Genomic DNA, 14,152 nt, shown 5'->3' with positions numbered 1-14,152 from the left:
GCCACGATCCGCACGAGCCGGCGAAACACCGGCACCGGCAAGCCCGTGAACACCGGCACCCACTCCGGCCGCTCCGCACTGATCACCTGATCCACGCCAAGATCATCGATCACGCCGAGACAGCGTTACGGGACAACCTTTAGGGCACCGCATTGTCGATGCGGCGATTCGCGGGTTCGAGTCCCGTCGTGAGCGCAATTGCCCGACTATTTGCCGACGCGGTAGGTGACGTGCGTGAAACCGTTGCCTGCCCGCGTCTCCACCTGTTCCAGGCTGAGCGGTGGCACGCCGTCGAACAACCGCGTGCCGGCGCCGAGCGTGATCGGCACGATGCGCAGCCGCAGTTCGTCGATCACGCCCATCGCGAGGTACTGGTTGATGGTGGTCGCGCCGCCGTGGATCGAGATGTTGCCGTCGCCGGCCGCCTCGCGCGCGAGCTTGAACGCCGCGTCGATGCCGTCGGTGACGAAGTGGAACGTGGTGCCGCCGTCCATCGGCTGCGGGTCGCGCGGGTGATGCGTGAGCACGAAGACCGGAGCGTGGTACGGAGGGTTGTCGCCCCACCAGCCGTTCCACGCGCGGTCCCAGTCGCCGCGGACCGGCCCGAACATGTTGCGGCCCATGATGAACGCCTTGGTCTCGGCCAGCTTGTCCAGCTGCAGCTTCATTTCCGCGGGGTCTTCCATCCAGGCGTGGAGCTTGCTGCCCCAGCCGTCGCCGCCGTCGTCGCCGAACGGGCGGTCCTCGCTCTGGTTGTGCCCGGCGGAGAAGCCGTCGAGGGAGATCGTCAGGTCGCAGGTCACCTTGCTCATGGGCTCAGCCTGGCCCAGTCGCAGTGGGACGTCCAGCGTTGCTAGTTCGGCAACGAGAGTTGCCAGTACAGCACGGGCGCGCGCATCGTTGACGGCATGACGACTGCGCAGGAGTTCTGGGAGACCTTCTACTCGGAGCGGGACCAGGTGTGGTCCGGCAAGCCGAACCCGTTGCTGGTCCGGGAAGCCGAGCGGCTCACGCCCGGCAGCGCGCTCGACATCGGGTGCGCCGAGGGCGGCGACGCCGTGTGGCTGGCGAAAAGAGGCTGGCGGGTGCTGGGTGTGGACGTGTCGCAGGTGGCGCTGGACCGGGCGGTGAAGCACGCGTTCGACGAGGGGGTCGAGTTCGCGGTGGAGCGGCACGACCTCAAGGAGACGTTTCCCGAGGGGCTGTACGACCTGGTCAGCGCGCAGTTTCTGCACTCGCCGGTGGAGGAGGACGGGGAGCGCAACAGCATCCTCAAGAAGGCTGCACAAGCCGTGGCGCCGGGCGGGCACCTGATCATCGGCGGGCACGCGGCGGCGCCGTCGTGGTCGCCGCACCAGGACCACTACTTCCCGACCACCAAGGACGTGCTCGACCACCTCAAGCTGGCGGACAACTGGATCGTCATCACCGATGAGGTGGTCGAGCGGCCCCTCGTCGGGCCGGATGGTCAGCAGGAGTCGCGCAAGGACAACGTGCTGACCATCAAGCGTCTCTACTGAGGAACCACGTACCCGTGCTCGGTCTTCAGCGTGCGCTGGTGGAAGCGGCCGTCCACCGTGCCGCGCCAGCGTTCGCCGGAGGACCCGTCGGCGTAGGAGAGCACGCCGTTCGTCCGCCCGAAACCGCCCTGCGTGTCGAGGGTGTCGTCGGAGAACCGAGCACCGTCGCCGACCGTCCAAAGGCGACGTCCCATGTGGACCTTCGCGTCGATGCGGTAGTTGTTGTCGTTCACGATGTTCTGGGTGACGTCCACGTTGAGCGGGAAGTCGAACCCGTCGAGCCTGCCCGCTGACGAGTACGCGCCGGTCACCTTCTGGTCGGTCTTCTGCTTGGTCGCCTTCTCCGCGAGCGAGGTCGTGTTGGAGAACGTCCAAGCGCCCTGGGAGAAGACCTGCTGCGTGCCGTGAGACGTCCTGATCACGCCGCTGGTCCGCCACGCCCGCCGCACCTGCGTCTTGATCGTCACGTCCAGGTCCGTGCCGGTCGTGGAAGTCCTGACCTCGGCCGCGGGTACATCCGCGGAAGCCAAGGTGCCGGTCACCCGCCGAACCCCGGGATCCGTGGTGGCGAAGAGGTTTCCGCCCAACGTCCAGTCGTCGACGATCCCGCGCGGCGGCACCAGGTCGATCGTGTGCGCCTTGCCGTCGGTCAGCGTTCCGATGAACGGGCTGAGGTCGATCGTGTACGGCAGCGTGTCGATCGCGTCGATGGCCGAGATCGGTCGCCACAGCATCGGCGCCACGCCACCGGTGTAGATCACCGAGTACGGGGCGACCACGCCGGCGGGCCGCCCGTCGACGCGCACCTCGACCTCGCGATACGTTCCGCCGCCGCACAGTCCGGCGTCCGGGAAGCGGGCGGCGAGGTCGCTCGGCACGTTCGACCACCAGAACTCCTCGCAGCCGCCGCCCCGCGCGTAGATCTCGGCGGTCAGCTTCGCGGTGTTCGGCGGAACGGTGAGCTGCTTCGTGAAGTTCTTGCCGTCCTTGAGGAACTGCCAGCCGGGCAACGAGGGGTCAGCGGACAGCGGCAGCACCACGTCAGGTTGCCGAGGCGCCGGATAGCGAGGGGAAGCTTGGTAGTAGGTGACCGTCACCTCGATGTCGAACGGCCCGGTGTAGGTGTCGTTGACGACGTTGCCGAGATCCACCACGAACGGCTGCGCCTTGGTCAGCAGCGGCGCGAAAGCCGTGATGTCCCGGTCGAAGTGCCACACGATGCCCGACGGGTCCGGTTCCGGCGTCGACGTCCGCAACACCTCCGCGCCGCCGATCCACAACCCGGCGAGCCGGTCGAACTGACGCCCCTTGCTGTGTCCCGTCCAGTCCAGCACGACCTTCGACCACGGCCCGGCGCACTCCGGTGGCGGCGCGAGCGTGCCCACGAACGGCTGCCCGTACGAGTTCGCGAACGTGTGCCGCATCGCCGTGACCGCGCAGGACTTCGTCGGCGGCCGGCTCACCGCGGGGATCGCCTGCAGCGGGTCCTGGTAGTCGGTGACCACCCGGTCGGCCTTCGCCACGGGCACCGACACCAGGGCGAGCACGGCCAACGCCGTGGCGAGGATTCGACGCATGGCCGGACGTTAGCGCCGTCACGCGGCGAGGGGCACCCGCGGACGGCCGTTCACGGTTGCCGGGGCCCGGAAACGCAAAAGGCCACCCTCGGCATCGTTGCCGGGGTGGCCCACACGGGAACCGGTCAGGCGGAACGCAGGAGGCGGTCCATCGCCTGGCGGTTGATGATCGAACGGAGCTCGCTCGTCTCCTCGGCGCTGTGGCGGGAGAGGATGGCGTCCAGCTCGATTCGGTCGCTCTCGGTGGTGTAGCTGGCCAACTGCCGCTCCAGGCTCTGACGCTGAAGACGAGCGTTGCGGCGCGAAGCCAGGCTCGAGCGCAGGGACTTCACGGACAGGTCGTGGCGGGTCATCTTGTCCTTCCAATCTTGGTTACGGTTCGATAATACACCCTGTTCAGACGACCTGTACCGATGAAGAAGTTAGTTAACTCACGAACTCGGCGAGCAACCTCAGCGCGGTCGCGTACTTGGTCTGCAGACGCTCCTGCAGGGCGGCGTCCAGCCGGGCCATGCGAGCGGGGGAGAGGTTGTCGGCGATGTCTGCGCGCTTCACGGTGAGTGCCAACGAGTTCGCGGCGACGCGGCGCAGATAGACGTCCTGCGGCTCCTCCGGAAGATGCGACAACGCCACGACGGCGTCGACCACAGCAGGAGGGCATCCACGAGCCGTGAGGTCGGAAGCGGTCACCGAGGTGTCCTCGATGACGTCGTGCAGAACGGCGGCCATCTGCGCGTGTTCACCCTCTACCGATGCCATCACTCGCAGCGGATGCCCGATGTACGGACGGCCGGACTTGTCGACCTGGCCGTCGTGGGCGGAGGTGGCGAGGGCGATGGCGTCAGAAAGGGTGAACACGCGCACCAAGCTAAAGCAGCGAGAGGTCCACCGCCTGGCCCATGGCCTGATAGCCGGCGTCAGTCAGGTGCAGGTGGTCCGACTTGGCGAACTCCTCGCGCAGGTAGGTCGGCTTCAGCGGATCCCGCACGGCAGCGTCGAAGTCGACCACGCCGTCGAACGCGCCCGACTCGCGAATCCACTTGTTCACTGCGGAACGCACGGCCTCGCGCGCGTCGGTGTAGTTCGCGTAGCCGCCCATCGGCGTGATGGTCGCGCCCAACACACGCACATGCTTCGAGTGCGCGAGAGAGATGACTTTCTTGTATCCGTCGCGCAGTTCCTCGAACGTGGCGTCGGGCTTGGCCTTGATGTCGTTGATGCCCTCCAGCACGATCAACGTCCGCGCGCCGGACCGCTCCAGCACGTCCCGCGGCGTTCGCGAGATGCCGGAGACGCCGTACGTGCCGTCGTGGAGAAGCTGGTTGCCGGAGATGCCGGAGTTGACCACGCCGAGAGAAGTGCGCAAGGCCAGCACGTCGGTCCACCGGCGGTTGGCGCCGCCCGTGGAACCGGAGCCGTCCGTGATCGAGTCACCCAGCGCCACCACGGATCCGCGGACCGAGGACGTCACTGCCACCTCGGACAGGTAGTACCAGGACGACACCTTCTGCGTGAACGCCGTGCCCGCTACGTCACGGGCGTGGTCGCCGGCGGCCACGTAGTTGGAGGACAAGGCGCTGCGGTGATAGGTCGCCACGGCCGGTGCGGCGGAAGCCCAGATCGTCACGGCCACCGAGGAATCGGCGAGCGTCTTCAACGCCACCGGGTCGGACAGCACCTCTCCGCCACGCGGCACGACGACGGACTCGCGGCCGCGGAAAGTCACCCGGCGCGGCTTGTCCTGCAGCGCGGCACCGGTTCCGGGAGGGGCCACCGACACCTTGCCCACGGTCAGGTCGCCGGAGCTGAAGACGTTCGACAGTCGCACCCGGACGGTGGAACCGCCCACGGTCAGCCGGACGATGTTTCGGACCGTATAAGAGGTGCCGCTGACATCCGATGTCACGGGTGTCTGCATCGCGGATCCCCAGGCCGCCACCCAGCCAGGAGAAGCTGAGACCGGTGTCGCAAATCCCAGTAGCAGAGCCAGAACAGCTAATACGCGCATGCCACTCCTCAACGACAAGCGGCGGCACGCACACAGTAAATACATCCGATGACCAGCGCAATGCTTGACCGGAGGCAGTGGTCTAGTCCATTTTTAGGCAACTCACAACATGGCCGCCGCATGATGTGTGGAGGTGGACCATGTCCAAGACCAGACGAGCAGCTATAGCCCTGCTGTCCGCGCTGTTCGCCTGTGCCGGTCTGGTATTGGTGATCAACGGCAGCGCCGTCGCCGCGAACCTCGCGGCCAACAGCGGCTTCGAAGCCGGGAATCTCAGCGGCTGGACCTGCACCGAGGGCACCAGCGCGACCACGAGCACCAAGCGCACCGGCAGCTACGCGCTCCAGGGCGCGCCGGTCGGGCAGAGCAACGCGCAGTGCAAGCAAACCGTGACGGTGCAACCGAACACGGCCTACAAGCTCAGCGCGTGGGTGCAGGGCAGCTACGTCTACCTCGGTGTCACCGGCGGCGTCGAGAAGCAGACCTGGACGCCGGGCACGAACGGTTTCCAGCAGCTCACCGTCGACTTCACCAGCGGCAGCGCCACCAGCGTCACGATCTACGTGCACGGCTGGTACGGCCAGCCCGCCTACTTCGCCGACGACTTCAACCTCGACGGCCCCGGCACGCCGCCGACCACCACTACGACCACGTCCACTACTACGACGACCACGACCACCACCACGACCGGCAACCCGCCGAACACCGGTCTGCCCAAGCACGTCCTGACGGGCTACTGGCAGAACTTCTACAACGGTGCGCGCGCACTCAAGCTGGCTGACGTCCCCACCACCTACGACATCATCGCGGTCTCGTTCGCCGACGCGACGGGCACGCCGGGTCAGGTCGCGTTCAACCTCGACTCGGGGCTGAGCAGCCAGCTCGGCGGCTACACCGACGCGCAGTTCAAGGCCGACGTCAGGACCCTGCAGAACCGCGGCCAGAAGGTGATCATCAGCGTCGGTGGCCAGAACGGCACCATCAGCGTCAGCGACTCCAACTCGGCCAACAACTTCGCGAACAGCATCAAGTCGCTGATCACGAACTACGGCTTCAACGGCGTCGACATCGACCTCGAGAACGGCGTCAACGCCACCTACATGGGCCAGGCACTGCGCAGCATCTACGCCGGTGGCGGCAACGTGATCACGATGGCGCCGCAGACGATCGACATGCAGAACACGGGCGCGGAGTACTTCAAGCTGGCGCTGGGGATCAAGGACATCCTGACCATCGTCAACATGCAGTACTACAACTCCGGCTCGATGCTCGGCTGCGACCAGCAGGTCTACAGCCAGGGCACGGTCAACTTCCTGACCGCGCTCGCGTGCATCCAGCTGCAGTCCGGTCTGCGGGCCGACCAGGTCGGCCTCGGCCTGCCGGCGTCACCCTCGGGCGCGGGTGGCGGTTACCAGTCGCCTTCCAACGTCAACAACGCGCTCAGCTGCCTCGCCCGCGGCACCAACTGCGGGACGTTCAAGCCCAGCACGACCTGGCCGTCCATCCGCGGCGCCATGACGTGGTCGATCAACTGGGACGCGTCGAACAACTGGCAGTTCGCCAACACGGTCGCCCCTCACCTGGACTCCCTGCCCTAGATGATGGCCTGACCGGCCGGCGGCTCGGGGAGGCCCAACAGCCTCCCCACCGCCGGTGCGGCATCCACAGTGGACAGACCTCCGCCGGCGGCGAGCAGCGGAACCGGTGCCGCCGGCCCGGGCACCCTGCTGACCACGGACTCCAGATGCCTCAACGCCACCGCCCGATCGGACGCCGGCCCGGTCCAGCGAAGCTCACCACTCGCGACCAGGACTTTGCCCCTCAGCAACGAGTCCGCGTCGATGTGGCGTTGCAAGGACACCGCGGCGCATCCGCCGGCGACGACCACCAGCACCGACCGTTCCCAGCGCCCGGTCGCCTTGAGGTGGCGGACCAGCTTGCCGACCTGCTCGTCCGCGGTGCGCACGGCCAACGAGCGGACGATTCCCAGCGGTGGGTCGCCGTCGCCGAACCTCACGAACACCAGGTCGGGATCGGTTTCGTCGATCACGGTGTGCAGGGCGTGCGACGTGAACGCGTCGGCCGGGTGGTCGGGATCCGGCAGGACCGTGTGGAAACCCAGTTCCCGCACCGACGTCACGAGGTCGGGCACCGCCGAGGGTGCCAGGCAGGTTCCTTCGCCGAGCAGGGCCAGGAGGGTGGGGGTCAGCGCCTCGCTGACGTCTTCGGGTCGCAGTCCGTCGAGGACCACGACGTACACGCGCCGCATCACCCCGACACCTTGCCCTACCAGCGTGGACGGAAAGTGAACGACACAGTTCAGGCAGAGTTCGCCCAAATGCCGTTGCGTCATCAAGGACACAGGCGCTTCACCGGGCATCCACCGCCCGGTCCAACTAGGTTGTGCTCATGTTCCACACGCTGGCCGTGCCCGTGATCGCCGCGCCCATGGCAGGTGGCGCCTCCACCCCCGAGCTGGTCGCCGCGGTGAGCGACGCAGGTGGGTTCGGGTTCCTGGCGGCCGGCTACATCACCGTCGAGCAGCTCGCGGAGAAGATCACCCAGACGAGCCAGCTCACCAGCAAGCCGTTCGGGGTCAACCTGTTCGTGCCCGGCACGCGGCCGACCGCCGACATCTCGTCCTACGTGGACCGGGTCAAGGCCTGCGCACAGAAGGTCGGCGCGGTGCCCGGCGACCCGCGCTGGGACGACGACAACTACGGCGCCAAACTCGAACTGGTGCTGGCGCTGCGGGTGCCGGTGGTGTCGTTCACGTTCGGGCTGCCCGACGCCGACGACGTGCAGCGGCTCAAGGCGACCGGGACGACGATCGTCGTGACGGTCACCACACCGAGCGAGGCCCGGCAGGCGCAGCAGATCGGCGCGGACGTCCTGTGCGTGCAGGGCGCGGACGCCGGCGCCCACCGCGGCACGTTCACCGACGACGGCATCTCGCCCGGTGGTGGCGAGCTGTACGGGACGCTGGCCGCGTTGACGCTCGTGCGCAACGCCGTCGACCTGCCGGTGATCGCGACCGGCGGGCTGATGAACGGGGCCGACGTCGCCGCGGTGCTGGCGGCGGGGGCGGTCGCGGCGCAGCTCGGCACCGCGTTCCTCGGCTGCCCGGAGGCCGGAACCGGTGTGGCGCACCGGGAAGCACTCGCGGAAGGGGCCCGCCGGACCGCGCTGACGCGGGCGTTCACCGGACGGCCGGCGCGAGGGCTGGTCAACCGGTTCCTGATCGAGAACAGCCCGCACGCGCCCGCCGCGTACCCGAACGTGCACCACCTCACCAAGCCGGTGCGCGCGACCGGTGAGCTGGAGGTCATGTCGCTCTGGGCGGGCACCACGTACCCGCTGGCGACCGCGGAACCGGCCGCCGACATCGTGCGAAGGCTCCACGACGAGCTCACGGATGTGGTCAATTCCTTGGCGGAGCGCTTCAAGCGCGGCTAAGAAGGAGAGCGTGACCTCGCTCTCCGAAGAGACGTTCGCGGCGATGATGGACTGGTCGCCGACGTTCGCCACCGTCGTCGCCGTGCCCGGCTGGGACGACCGGCTCGAAGACCTCAGCGTCGACGGCCAGGCAGCTCTGCGCGCCCGGCTCGCGGACATCCTGAGCCGCGTCGACGACAGCGACGAGGACCAGGTCGCCAAGGACGTGATCCGGCACCAGGCCACCTCGATCATCAACCTGATCGACGCCCGGCTGGTCGAGCACTCCGTGTCCCGCGGGTTGAACGCCCCGGTCGCGGCTTTGCTCAGGATGGCGTCGCAGGTCGACTTCTCCCGGCGGCTGCACCTCGTACCGCACTTCCTCGACCAGGCGGTGCAACGGCTGCGCGACACCGACCGCAGGCCGTTGCGCCGGCACGTCCAGGGCGGCGCGGCCCACGTCGAGCGCTTTCTCGCATCGTCGAAGCAGGAGTGGGAGGGCGACGCGGACCTGCGACCGGCGTTCGCGCAGTACCGCGAGTTCCTGCTGTCCATCGAGGGACGCGACGACGAGCACGCCGGTCTTTGCTGGTTGCCCGACGGCGAGGAGAACTACCGCAAGCTCGTCCGCGACTACACGACCGCGTCCTACACCCCTGCCGAACTGCACCATCTCGGACTCGACCTGATCGCCGGTCTGCACGAGGAGTACGCCGAGATCGGCTCGCGGGTGTGGGGGACGGCCGACGTGCCGGAGATCTTCCGGAGGCTGCGCACGGACCTGTTGTGGGCCAACGAGGACGACATGCTCACCAGCGCGGTGGCGGCCGTCGCGCGGGCCGAGGCGGAGGCGCCGAACTGGTTCGGCCGGCTGCCGAAAGCACGCTGCGAGGTCCGGTTCGTGCCCGAGATGGACCGCCAGAGCGCCGCGTTCGCGTACTACGTGGACGCCGCTCTCGACGGGTCCCGTCCCGGCATCTACTTCGTGAACCCGTTCAACGCCACCGATCGCAGCCGCACGGTGTCCGAGGTGACGGCCTTCCACGAGGCCATTCCCGGCCACCACTTCCAGCTCTCGATCGCCGCCGAGACGTCGCTGTCGAACCTGCGCAAGTTCGCGTTCATCGACTCCTACATCGAGGGCTGGGGTCTCTACACCGAGCGGCTGGCCGGCGAGATGGGCCTGTACTCGTCGGACGAGGCACGGCTGGGCATGCTCGGGCTCGACGCGATGCGCGCCGGACGCCTCGTGGTCGACACCGGCCTGCACGCGCTCGGGTGGTCGCGGCGGCAGGCCGTCGACTACCTCCGCGAGAACACCGTGATGGACGCCTCGGAGATCGACTCCGAGGTCGACCGGTACATCGAGACGCCGGGGCAGGCGCTGGCGTACATGGTGGGGCGCCTGGAGATCCAGCGGTTGCGGTCCGAGGCCGAGACCAAGATGGGCACGCGGTTCGACGTCCGGCAGTTCCACGACCTCGTGCTGGAGAACGGCGTGGTGCCGCTCTCGACCTTGAACGACCTGGTCACCGACTGGGCGGGGAGGCCCTGATGTCACTCGATCAGGAGATGTTCGAAGCGGCCATGGACTTCTCGCCGTTCCTGGCCTCGATGTACGGCATGGCCGGGTGGGACGACAAGCTCACGGACCTGAGCACCGACGGCGAGGCCGCGTTGCGAGCGCGGATCACCGGCATCCTGGAGCGCGCCTCGACGAGCGACCTGGATCCCGTCACGCTCGCCGTGCTGCGGCACCAGGGCGAGACGATCGTGGCCCGCATCGACGCCAGGCTGGTCGAGCACACGGTCGCGACCGGCATGAGCGCTCCGGTCACCGCGTTGCTCATGATCGCGGCGAGGGTGGACGTGTCGCAGCGGCAGGACAAGATCGCGCGGTACGTCGAGCAGGCGACCGCACGGCTGCGGGACTCGGACCGGCGGCCGTTGGCGCGGCACCTGAGGACGGGTGTGACGCGGATGCAGAGCTTCCTCGCGTCGCCGGAGCAGGAGTGGGAAGGCCCGGCCTCACCGCGGATCCGCGCGGCCGTCGCCGGGTACCGCGATGTGCTGACGTCGGTGGAAGGCCGTCCCGACGACAAGCCGGGCATCTGCTGGCTGCCCGAGGGAGAGCAGAACTACACCAACCTCGTCCGCAACTACACGACGACCTCGTACACGCCGGCGGCGCTGCACCGCCTCGGTCTGGACCTGATCGCGTCGTTGCGCGAGGAGTACGCGGAGATCGGCTCACGGGTGTGGGGCACGTCCGACGTGACGGAGATCTTCCGGCGGTTGCGCACAGAGTTGTTGTGGGACAACGAAGAAGAGATGGTCACGCACGCCGCTGAGGCGATCGCACGGGCCGAGGCCGAAGCACCGAAGTGGTTCGGGCGCATGCCGTCGATCGGCTGCGAGGTCCGTTTGGTGGGTGAGGCGGAGCGCGAGACGGCGGCGATCGCGTTCTACCAACCGGCACCGCTGGACAGGTCGCGCCTCGGCACGTACTGGCTGAACCCGTTGGGCGCCACCGAACGCAGCCGCACGCTGTCCGAGGTGACGGCGTTCCACGAGGCCGTGCCGGGCCACCACTACCAGCTCTCGATCGCCTCCGAGACCGAGCAGCCGAACCTCCGCCGGTTCGCGTTCATCGAGGCGTACCTGGAGGGCTGGGGCCTCTACACCGAGCGGCTCGCGGACGAGATGGGGCTCTACTCGTCGGACGAGCAACGCCTCGGGATGCTCGGCCTCGACGGTATGAGGGCCGGGCGGCTCGTGGTCGACACCGGGCTGCACGCGTACGGGTGGTCCCGGCAGCAGGCCGTCGACTACCTGCGCGAGAACACCGCGATGCCCGAGCCCGAGATCCAGTCGGAGATCGACCGGTACATCGAGGTGCCCGGCCAGGCGCTGGCGTACATGGTGGGCCGGTTGGAGATCCAGCGCGTCCGTGCCGAAGCGGCCGCCCGGCTGGGCGACCGCTTCGACGTCCGGGCGTTCCACGACCTCGTGATCGGGCTCGGACCGGTGCCGCTGCCCGTGCTCGATCAGCAGGTCACCGCTTGGACTGCTTCTCCATGACGGAGTTGCGCTTCGAGTAACCGAAGTAGATGGCCATGCCGATCACGAACCAGATCGCGAACCGCAGCCAGGTCTCCGGGTTGAGGAACGTGATCAGCCAGATCGAGAAGATCACGCCGATGATCGGCACCACCGGCATGCCCGGCGTCCTGAACGTGCGCGGCAGGTCGGGCTGCTTGTAGCGCAACACGATCACGGCGACGCAGACGACGACGAACGCCAGCAGGATGCCGATGTTGGTGAGTTCGGCGGCTTCGGCGATCGGCAGGAACCCGGCGATGACCGCGGAGGCGATGCCCAGCACCCACGTGATGCGCGACGGCACGTGCTTCACCGGGTGCGTCTTCGCGAACCACGGGGGCAGCAGGCCGTCGCGGCTCATCGAGTAACCGACGCGGGCGGCGCCCAGGAGGAACGTGAAGAGCACCGTCGTGATGCCGAGGATCGCGCCGACGCTGATGATGATGCCCAGCCAGTTGTAGCCGATGTCCGCGAACGCCGTGGCGAACGCGCTCTCGGCGTCGATGTCCTTGTAGTTGACCATGCCGGTGAGCACGAGGCAGGCCAGCACGTACAGGACCATCGAGACCGCGAGTGAGTAGATGATCGCCTTGGGCATGTGCTTCTGGGAGTCCTTCGACTCCTCGGCCGCCGTGCTCATCGCGTCGTAGCCGAACACCGCGAAGAAGACCGTTGCGGCACCGGTGAAAGCGCCACTCAGGCCGAACGGGAAGAACGGGTTGTAGTTGTCGGTGTTGATGTGGAAGACGCCGACGGCGATGACCAGCAGCACGACAGCGATCTTCAGGTACACCAGCGTGGTCTCGAACCGGGCCGCGTTCTTCATGCCGAGGTTCAGCACGTACGCGATCAGCAGGCACAGGATCACCGCGAACAGGTTCACCTTGTAGCTGCCTGGTTCGACGCCTTGGGTTTCCGTGCCTGGCGCGCCCAGCATCCATTGGGGGAGATGGATGTTGAGGAGGCTGAGCAGTTCGGTGAAGTAGCCCGAGATGCCGATCGCGACCACCGCCACGATCGCCGTGTACTCGAGCAGCAGGTCCCAGCCGATGAACCAGCCGACGATCTCACCCAGCACCGCGTAGCCGTAGGTGTAGGCGCTGCCCGCCTTGGGGATCAGGCCCGCGAACTCCGCGTACGAGAACGCCGCCGCCGCGCTCGCGATACCCGCGATGAGGAACGAGATCAGCACGGCCGGGCCGGCCGTCTTGTTCGCGACGGCGCCGGCGAGCGAGAAGATGCCCGCGCCGATGATGCCGCCGATGCCGATCGCGGTCAGCTGCCACAGGCCCAGCGTTCTGGTGAGCCCGTCGCCCTTGTCCTCGGCGATCTGGTCGATGGGCTTGCGCCTGAAGACGCCCTGGGTCGTCATGCCGTCAGCTCCCTTGATGGTGGGTCCGGCTGAACCTATGCGTGTCAAATGTGACGCGCTTTGGCCGGACCCACCAATCAGGGAGCCGATTTTTGGCCGATCGGGCTGTTTACGAGCGGGTGAAGACGATCTTGCCCGCGGTCTCTCCGTCGAGCATCGCCCTGAGGCCCTGCTCGGCGTCCTCGAACTTCAGCTCGGCCCCGATCTCCGGCTTGATGCCGTTGAGCGAGCAGAACTTCAGCAGGTCGCCCAGCTCCTCACGGGTGCCCATGGTCGAGCCGACCACGCGCAACTGCAGGAAGAACAGCCGCTGCAACTCGGCCGCCGACGCGTCACCGGACGTCGCGCCGGAGATCACGACGATGCCGCCGGGCTTGAGCGCCTTCATCGAGTGCGACCAGGTGGCCTTGCCGACGGTCTCGAACACCGCGTCGACCCGTTCGGGAAGCCTGGCGCCGGACTCGAACACGTCGTGGGCGCCCAACGATGTGGCCAGGGCGCGCTTCTCCTCCGTGCGGCCGGTGACCCAGACGCGGAAACCGGCGGCGCGGCCCAGTTGGATGAGCGCGGTCGAGACACCGCCCGATGCGCCCTGCACGAGCATCGTCTGGCCGGGACGCAGACCGGACTTCACGAACAGCATCCGGTACGCCGTGAGCCACGCCGTGCCCATGCAGGCGGCCTCGGCGAACGACAGGTCGGCGGGCTTGGGAAGTGCGTTGCGGGCCGGGACCGCGACGTAGTCGGCGAAGCTGCCCTGGTGCTTCTCGGTGAGCAGCGTGCGCTTCGGGTCGAGCGTCTCCTCACCTGACCAGTTCGGGTCGCCGATGACGGAGTGCAGCACCACCTCGGTGCCGTCGTCGAGGGTGCCGGCGCCGTCGCAGCCGAGGATCATCGGGAACTGCTCGGGCTTGATGCCGACGCCGCGCAACGTCCACAGGTCGTGCATGTTGAGGCTGGCCGCCCTGACCGCGACGCGCACCCACCCGTTCGGGACCTCGGGGTCGGGGCGCTCGCCGACGCGAAGCGAGGCCAGCGGGTTCTCAGGACTGGGTTCTGCTGCGTAAACGGCGAACATGGTTCGCAACATACCGACCCGGGGCCTGGCCAAAAGCCGTGACGCCGGTCACGAGACTAA

At 67.8% G+C, this 14,152-nt stretch carries 13 protein-coding genes and 1 tRNA gene; 6 read left to right on the top strand and 8 right to left on the bottom strand.

Translation table 11 applies throughout. From position 1 onward, the window contains the following. The first annotated feature begins 121 nt into the window (after positions 1-121). Positions 122-192 (top strand) — tRNA-Asp (locus ABZ345_RS32380). A gap of 14 nt (positions 193-206) precedes the next feature. Here the strand turns inward: ABZ345_RS32380 and ABZ345_RS32375 are convergent. Next, positions 207-812, bottom strand: coding sequence for a dihydrofolate reductase family protein (locus ABZ345_RS32375; RefSeq protein ID WP_359857095.1), 606 nt, complete (start codon positions 810-812; stop codon positions 207-209). 96 nt (positions 813-908) lie between these two features. On the opposite strand from ABZ345_RS32375, the gene ABZ345_RS32370 reads away from it, so the two are divergent. Then, the gene (locus ABZ345_RS32370) at positions 909-1,520 is read left to right on the top strand and encodes a class I SAM-dependent methyltransferase (RefSeq protein WP_359857092.1); all 612 of its coding nucleotides are present in this window, start codon (positions 909-911) and stop codon (positions 1,518-1,520) included. Here the strand turns inward: ABZ345_RS32370 and ABZ345_RS32365 are convergent. The 4 genes from ABZ345_RS32365 to ABZ345_RS32350 all read right to left on the bottom strand — a co-directional run bounded on the left by ABZ345_RS32365 (position 1,514) and on the right by ABZ345_RS32350 (position 5,015). Further along, on the bottom strand, positions 1,514-3,097 hold the full coding sequence (locus tag ABZ345_RS32365; RefSeq protein ID WP_359857089.1) for a peptide-N4-asparagine amidase: 1,584 nt from the start codon (positions 3,095-3,097) through the stop codon (positions 1,514-1,516). The two genes, ABZ345_RS32370 and ABZ345_RS32365, sit on opposite strands and share 7 nt — an antisense overlap. 125 nt (positions 3,098-3,222) lie before the next feature. Then, positions 3,223-3,450, bottom strand: a complete 228-nt coding sequence (locus tag ABZ345_RS32360; RefSeq protein WP_359857087.1) for a hypothetical protein — start codon at positions 3,448-3,450, stop codon at positions 3,223-3,225. A 73-nt stretch (positions 3,451-3,523) separates the two neighbouring features. Continuing rightward, positions 3,524-3,955, bottom strand: coding sequence for an HD domain-containing protein (locus ABZ345_RS32355; RefSeq protein WP_359857085.1), 432 nt, complete (start codon positions 3,953-3,955; stop codon positions 3,524-3,526). A 10-nt stretch (positions 3,956-3,965) separates the two neighbouring features. Then, complete coding sequence (locus ABZ345_RS32350; RefSeq protein WP_359857082.1) at positions 3,966-5,015, bottom strand: SGNH/GDSL hydrolase family protein; 1,050 nt, start codon at positions 5,013-5,015, stop codon at positions 3,966-3,968. 230 nt (positions 5,016-5,245) lie between these two features. Here ABZ345_RS32350 and ABZ345_RS32345 point away from each other — a divergent pair, with 230 nt between their 5' ends. Then, entirely contained in the window at positions 5,246-6,703 is a 1,458-nt protein-coding gene (locus ABZ345_RS32345; RefSeq protein WP_359857079.1) for a glycosyl hydrolase family 18 protein, read from the top strand. Here ABZ345_RS32345 and ABZ345_RS32340 read toward each other — a convergent pair. Continuing rightward, positions 6,700-7,377 (bottom strand): hypothetical protein, encoded by a 678-nt coding sequence (locus ABZ345_RS32340; protein ID WP_359857076.1) that lies wholly within the window; start codon positions 7,375-7,377, stop codon positions 6,700-6,702. The genes ABZ345_RS32345 and ABZ345_RS32340 overlap by 4 nt on opposite strands. A gap of 137 nt (positions 7,378-7,514) precedes the next feature. On the opposite strand from ABZ345_RS32340, the gene ABZ345_RS32335 reads away from it, so the two are divergent. Genes ABZ345_RS32335 through ABZ345_RS32325 form a run of 3 tightly spaced genes read left to right on the top strand, consistent with a single transcriptional unit; the run spans position 7,515 to position 11,621 of the window. Further along, positions 7,515-8,561 (top strand): nitronate monooxygenase, encoded by a 1,047-nt coding sequence (locus tag ABZ345_RS32335; RefSeq protein WP_359857074.1) that lies wholly within the window; start codon positions 7,515-7,517, stop codon positions 8,559-8,561. 10 nt (positions 8,562-8,571) lie between these two features. Next, positions 8,572-10,095 carry a DUF885 domain-containing protein gene (locus tag ABZ345_RS32330; RefSeq protein WP_359857072.1) on the top strand — a complete coding sequence of 508 codons (1,524 nt, stop codon included), beginning with the start codon at positions 8,572-8,574 and terminating at the stop codon, positions 10,093-10,095. After that, complete coding sequence (locus tag ABZ345_RS32325; protein ID WP_359857069.1) at positions 10,095-11,621, top strand: DUF885 domain-containing protein; 1,527 nt, start codon at positions 10,095-10,097, stop codon at positions 11,619-11,621. The genes ABZ345_RS32330 and ABZ345_RS32325 overlap by 1 nt, the downstream gene beginning before the upstream one ends. Here ABZ345_RS32325 and ABZ345_RS32320 read toward each other — a convergent pair. Beyond that, positions 11,596-13,014: an amino acid permease gene (locus ABZ345_RS32320; protein WP_359857067.1), complete on the bottom strand. Its 1,419-nt coding sequence runs from the start codon at positions 13,012-13,014 to the stop codon at positions 11,596-11,598. The two genes, ABZ345_RS32325 and ABZ345_RS32320, sit on opposite strands and share 26 nt — an antisense overlap. 109 nt (positions 13,015-13,123) lie before the next feature. Next, positions 13,124-14,092 (bottom strand): zinc-binding dehydrogenase, encoded by a 969-nt coding sequence (locus ABZ345_RS32315; protein WP_359857065.1) that lies wholly within the window; start codon positions 14,090-14,092, stop codon positions 13,124-13,126. Positions 14,093-14,152: the final 60 nt, after the last annotated feature.

It is taken from the genome of Lentzea sp. NPDC005914 (genome assembly GCF_040629405.1).
Lineage (GTDB): Bacteria > Actinomycetota > Actinomycetes > Mycobacteriales > Pseudonocardiaceae > Lentzea.
Note: the sequence above shows the minus strand (reverse complement) of the source record. Positions and strands in the feature narration are given on the sequence as shown.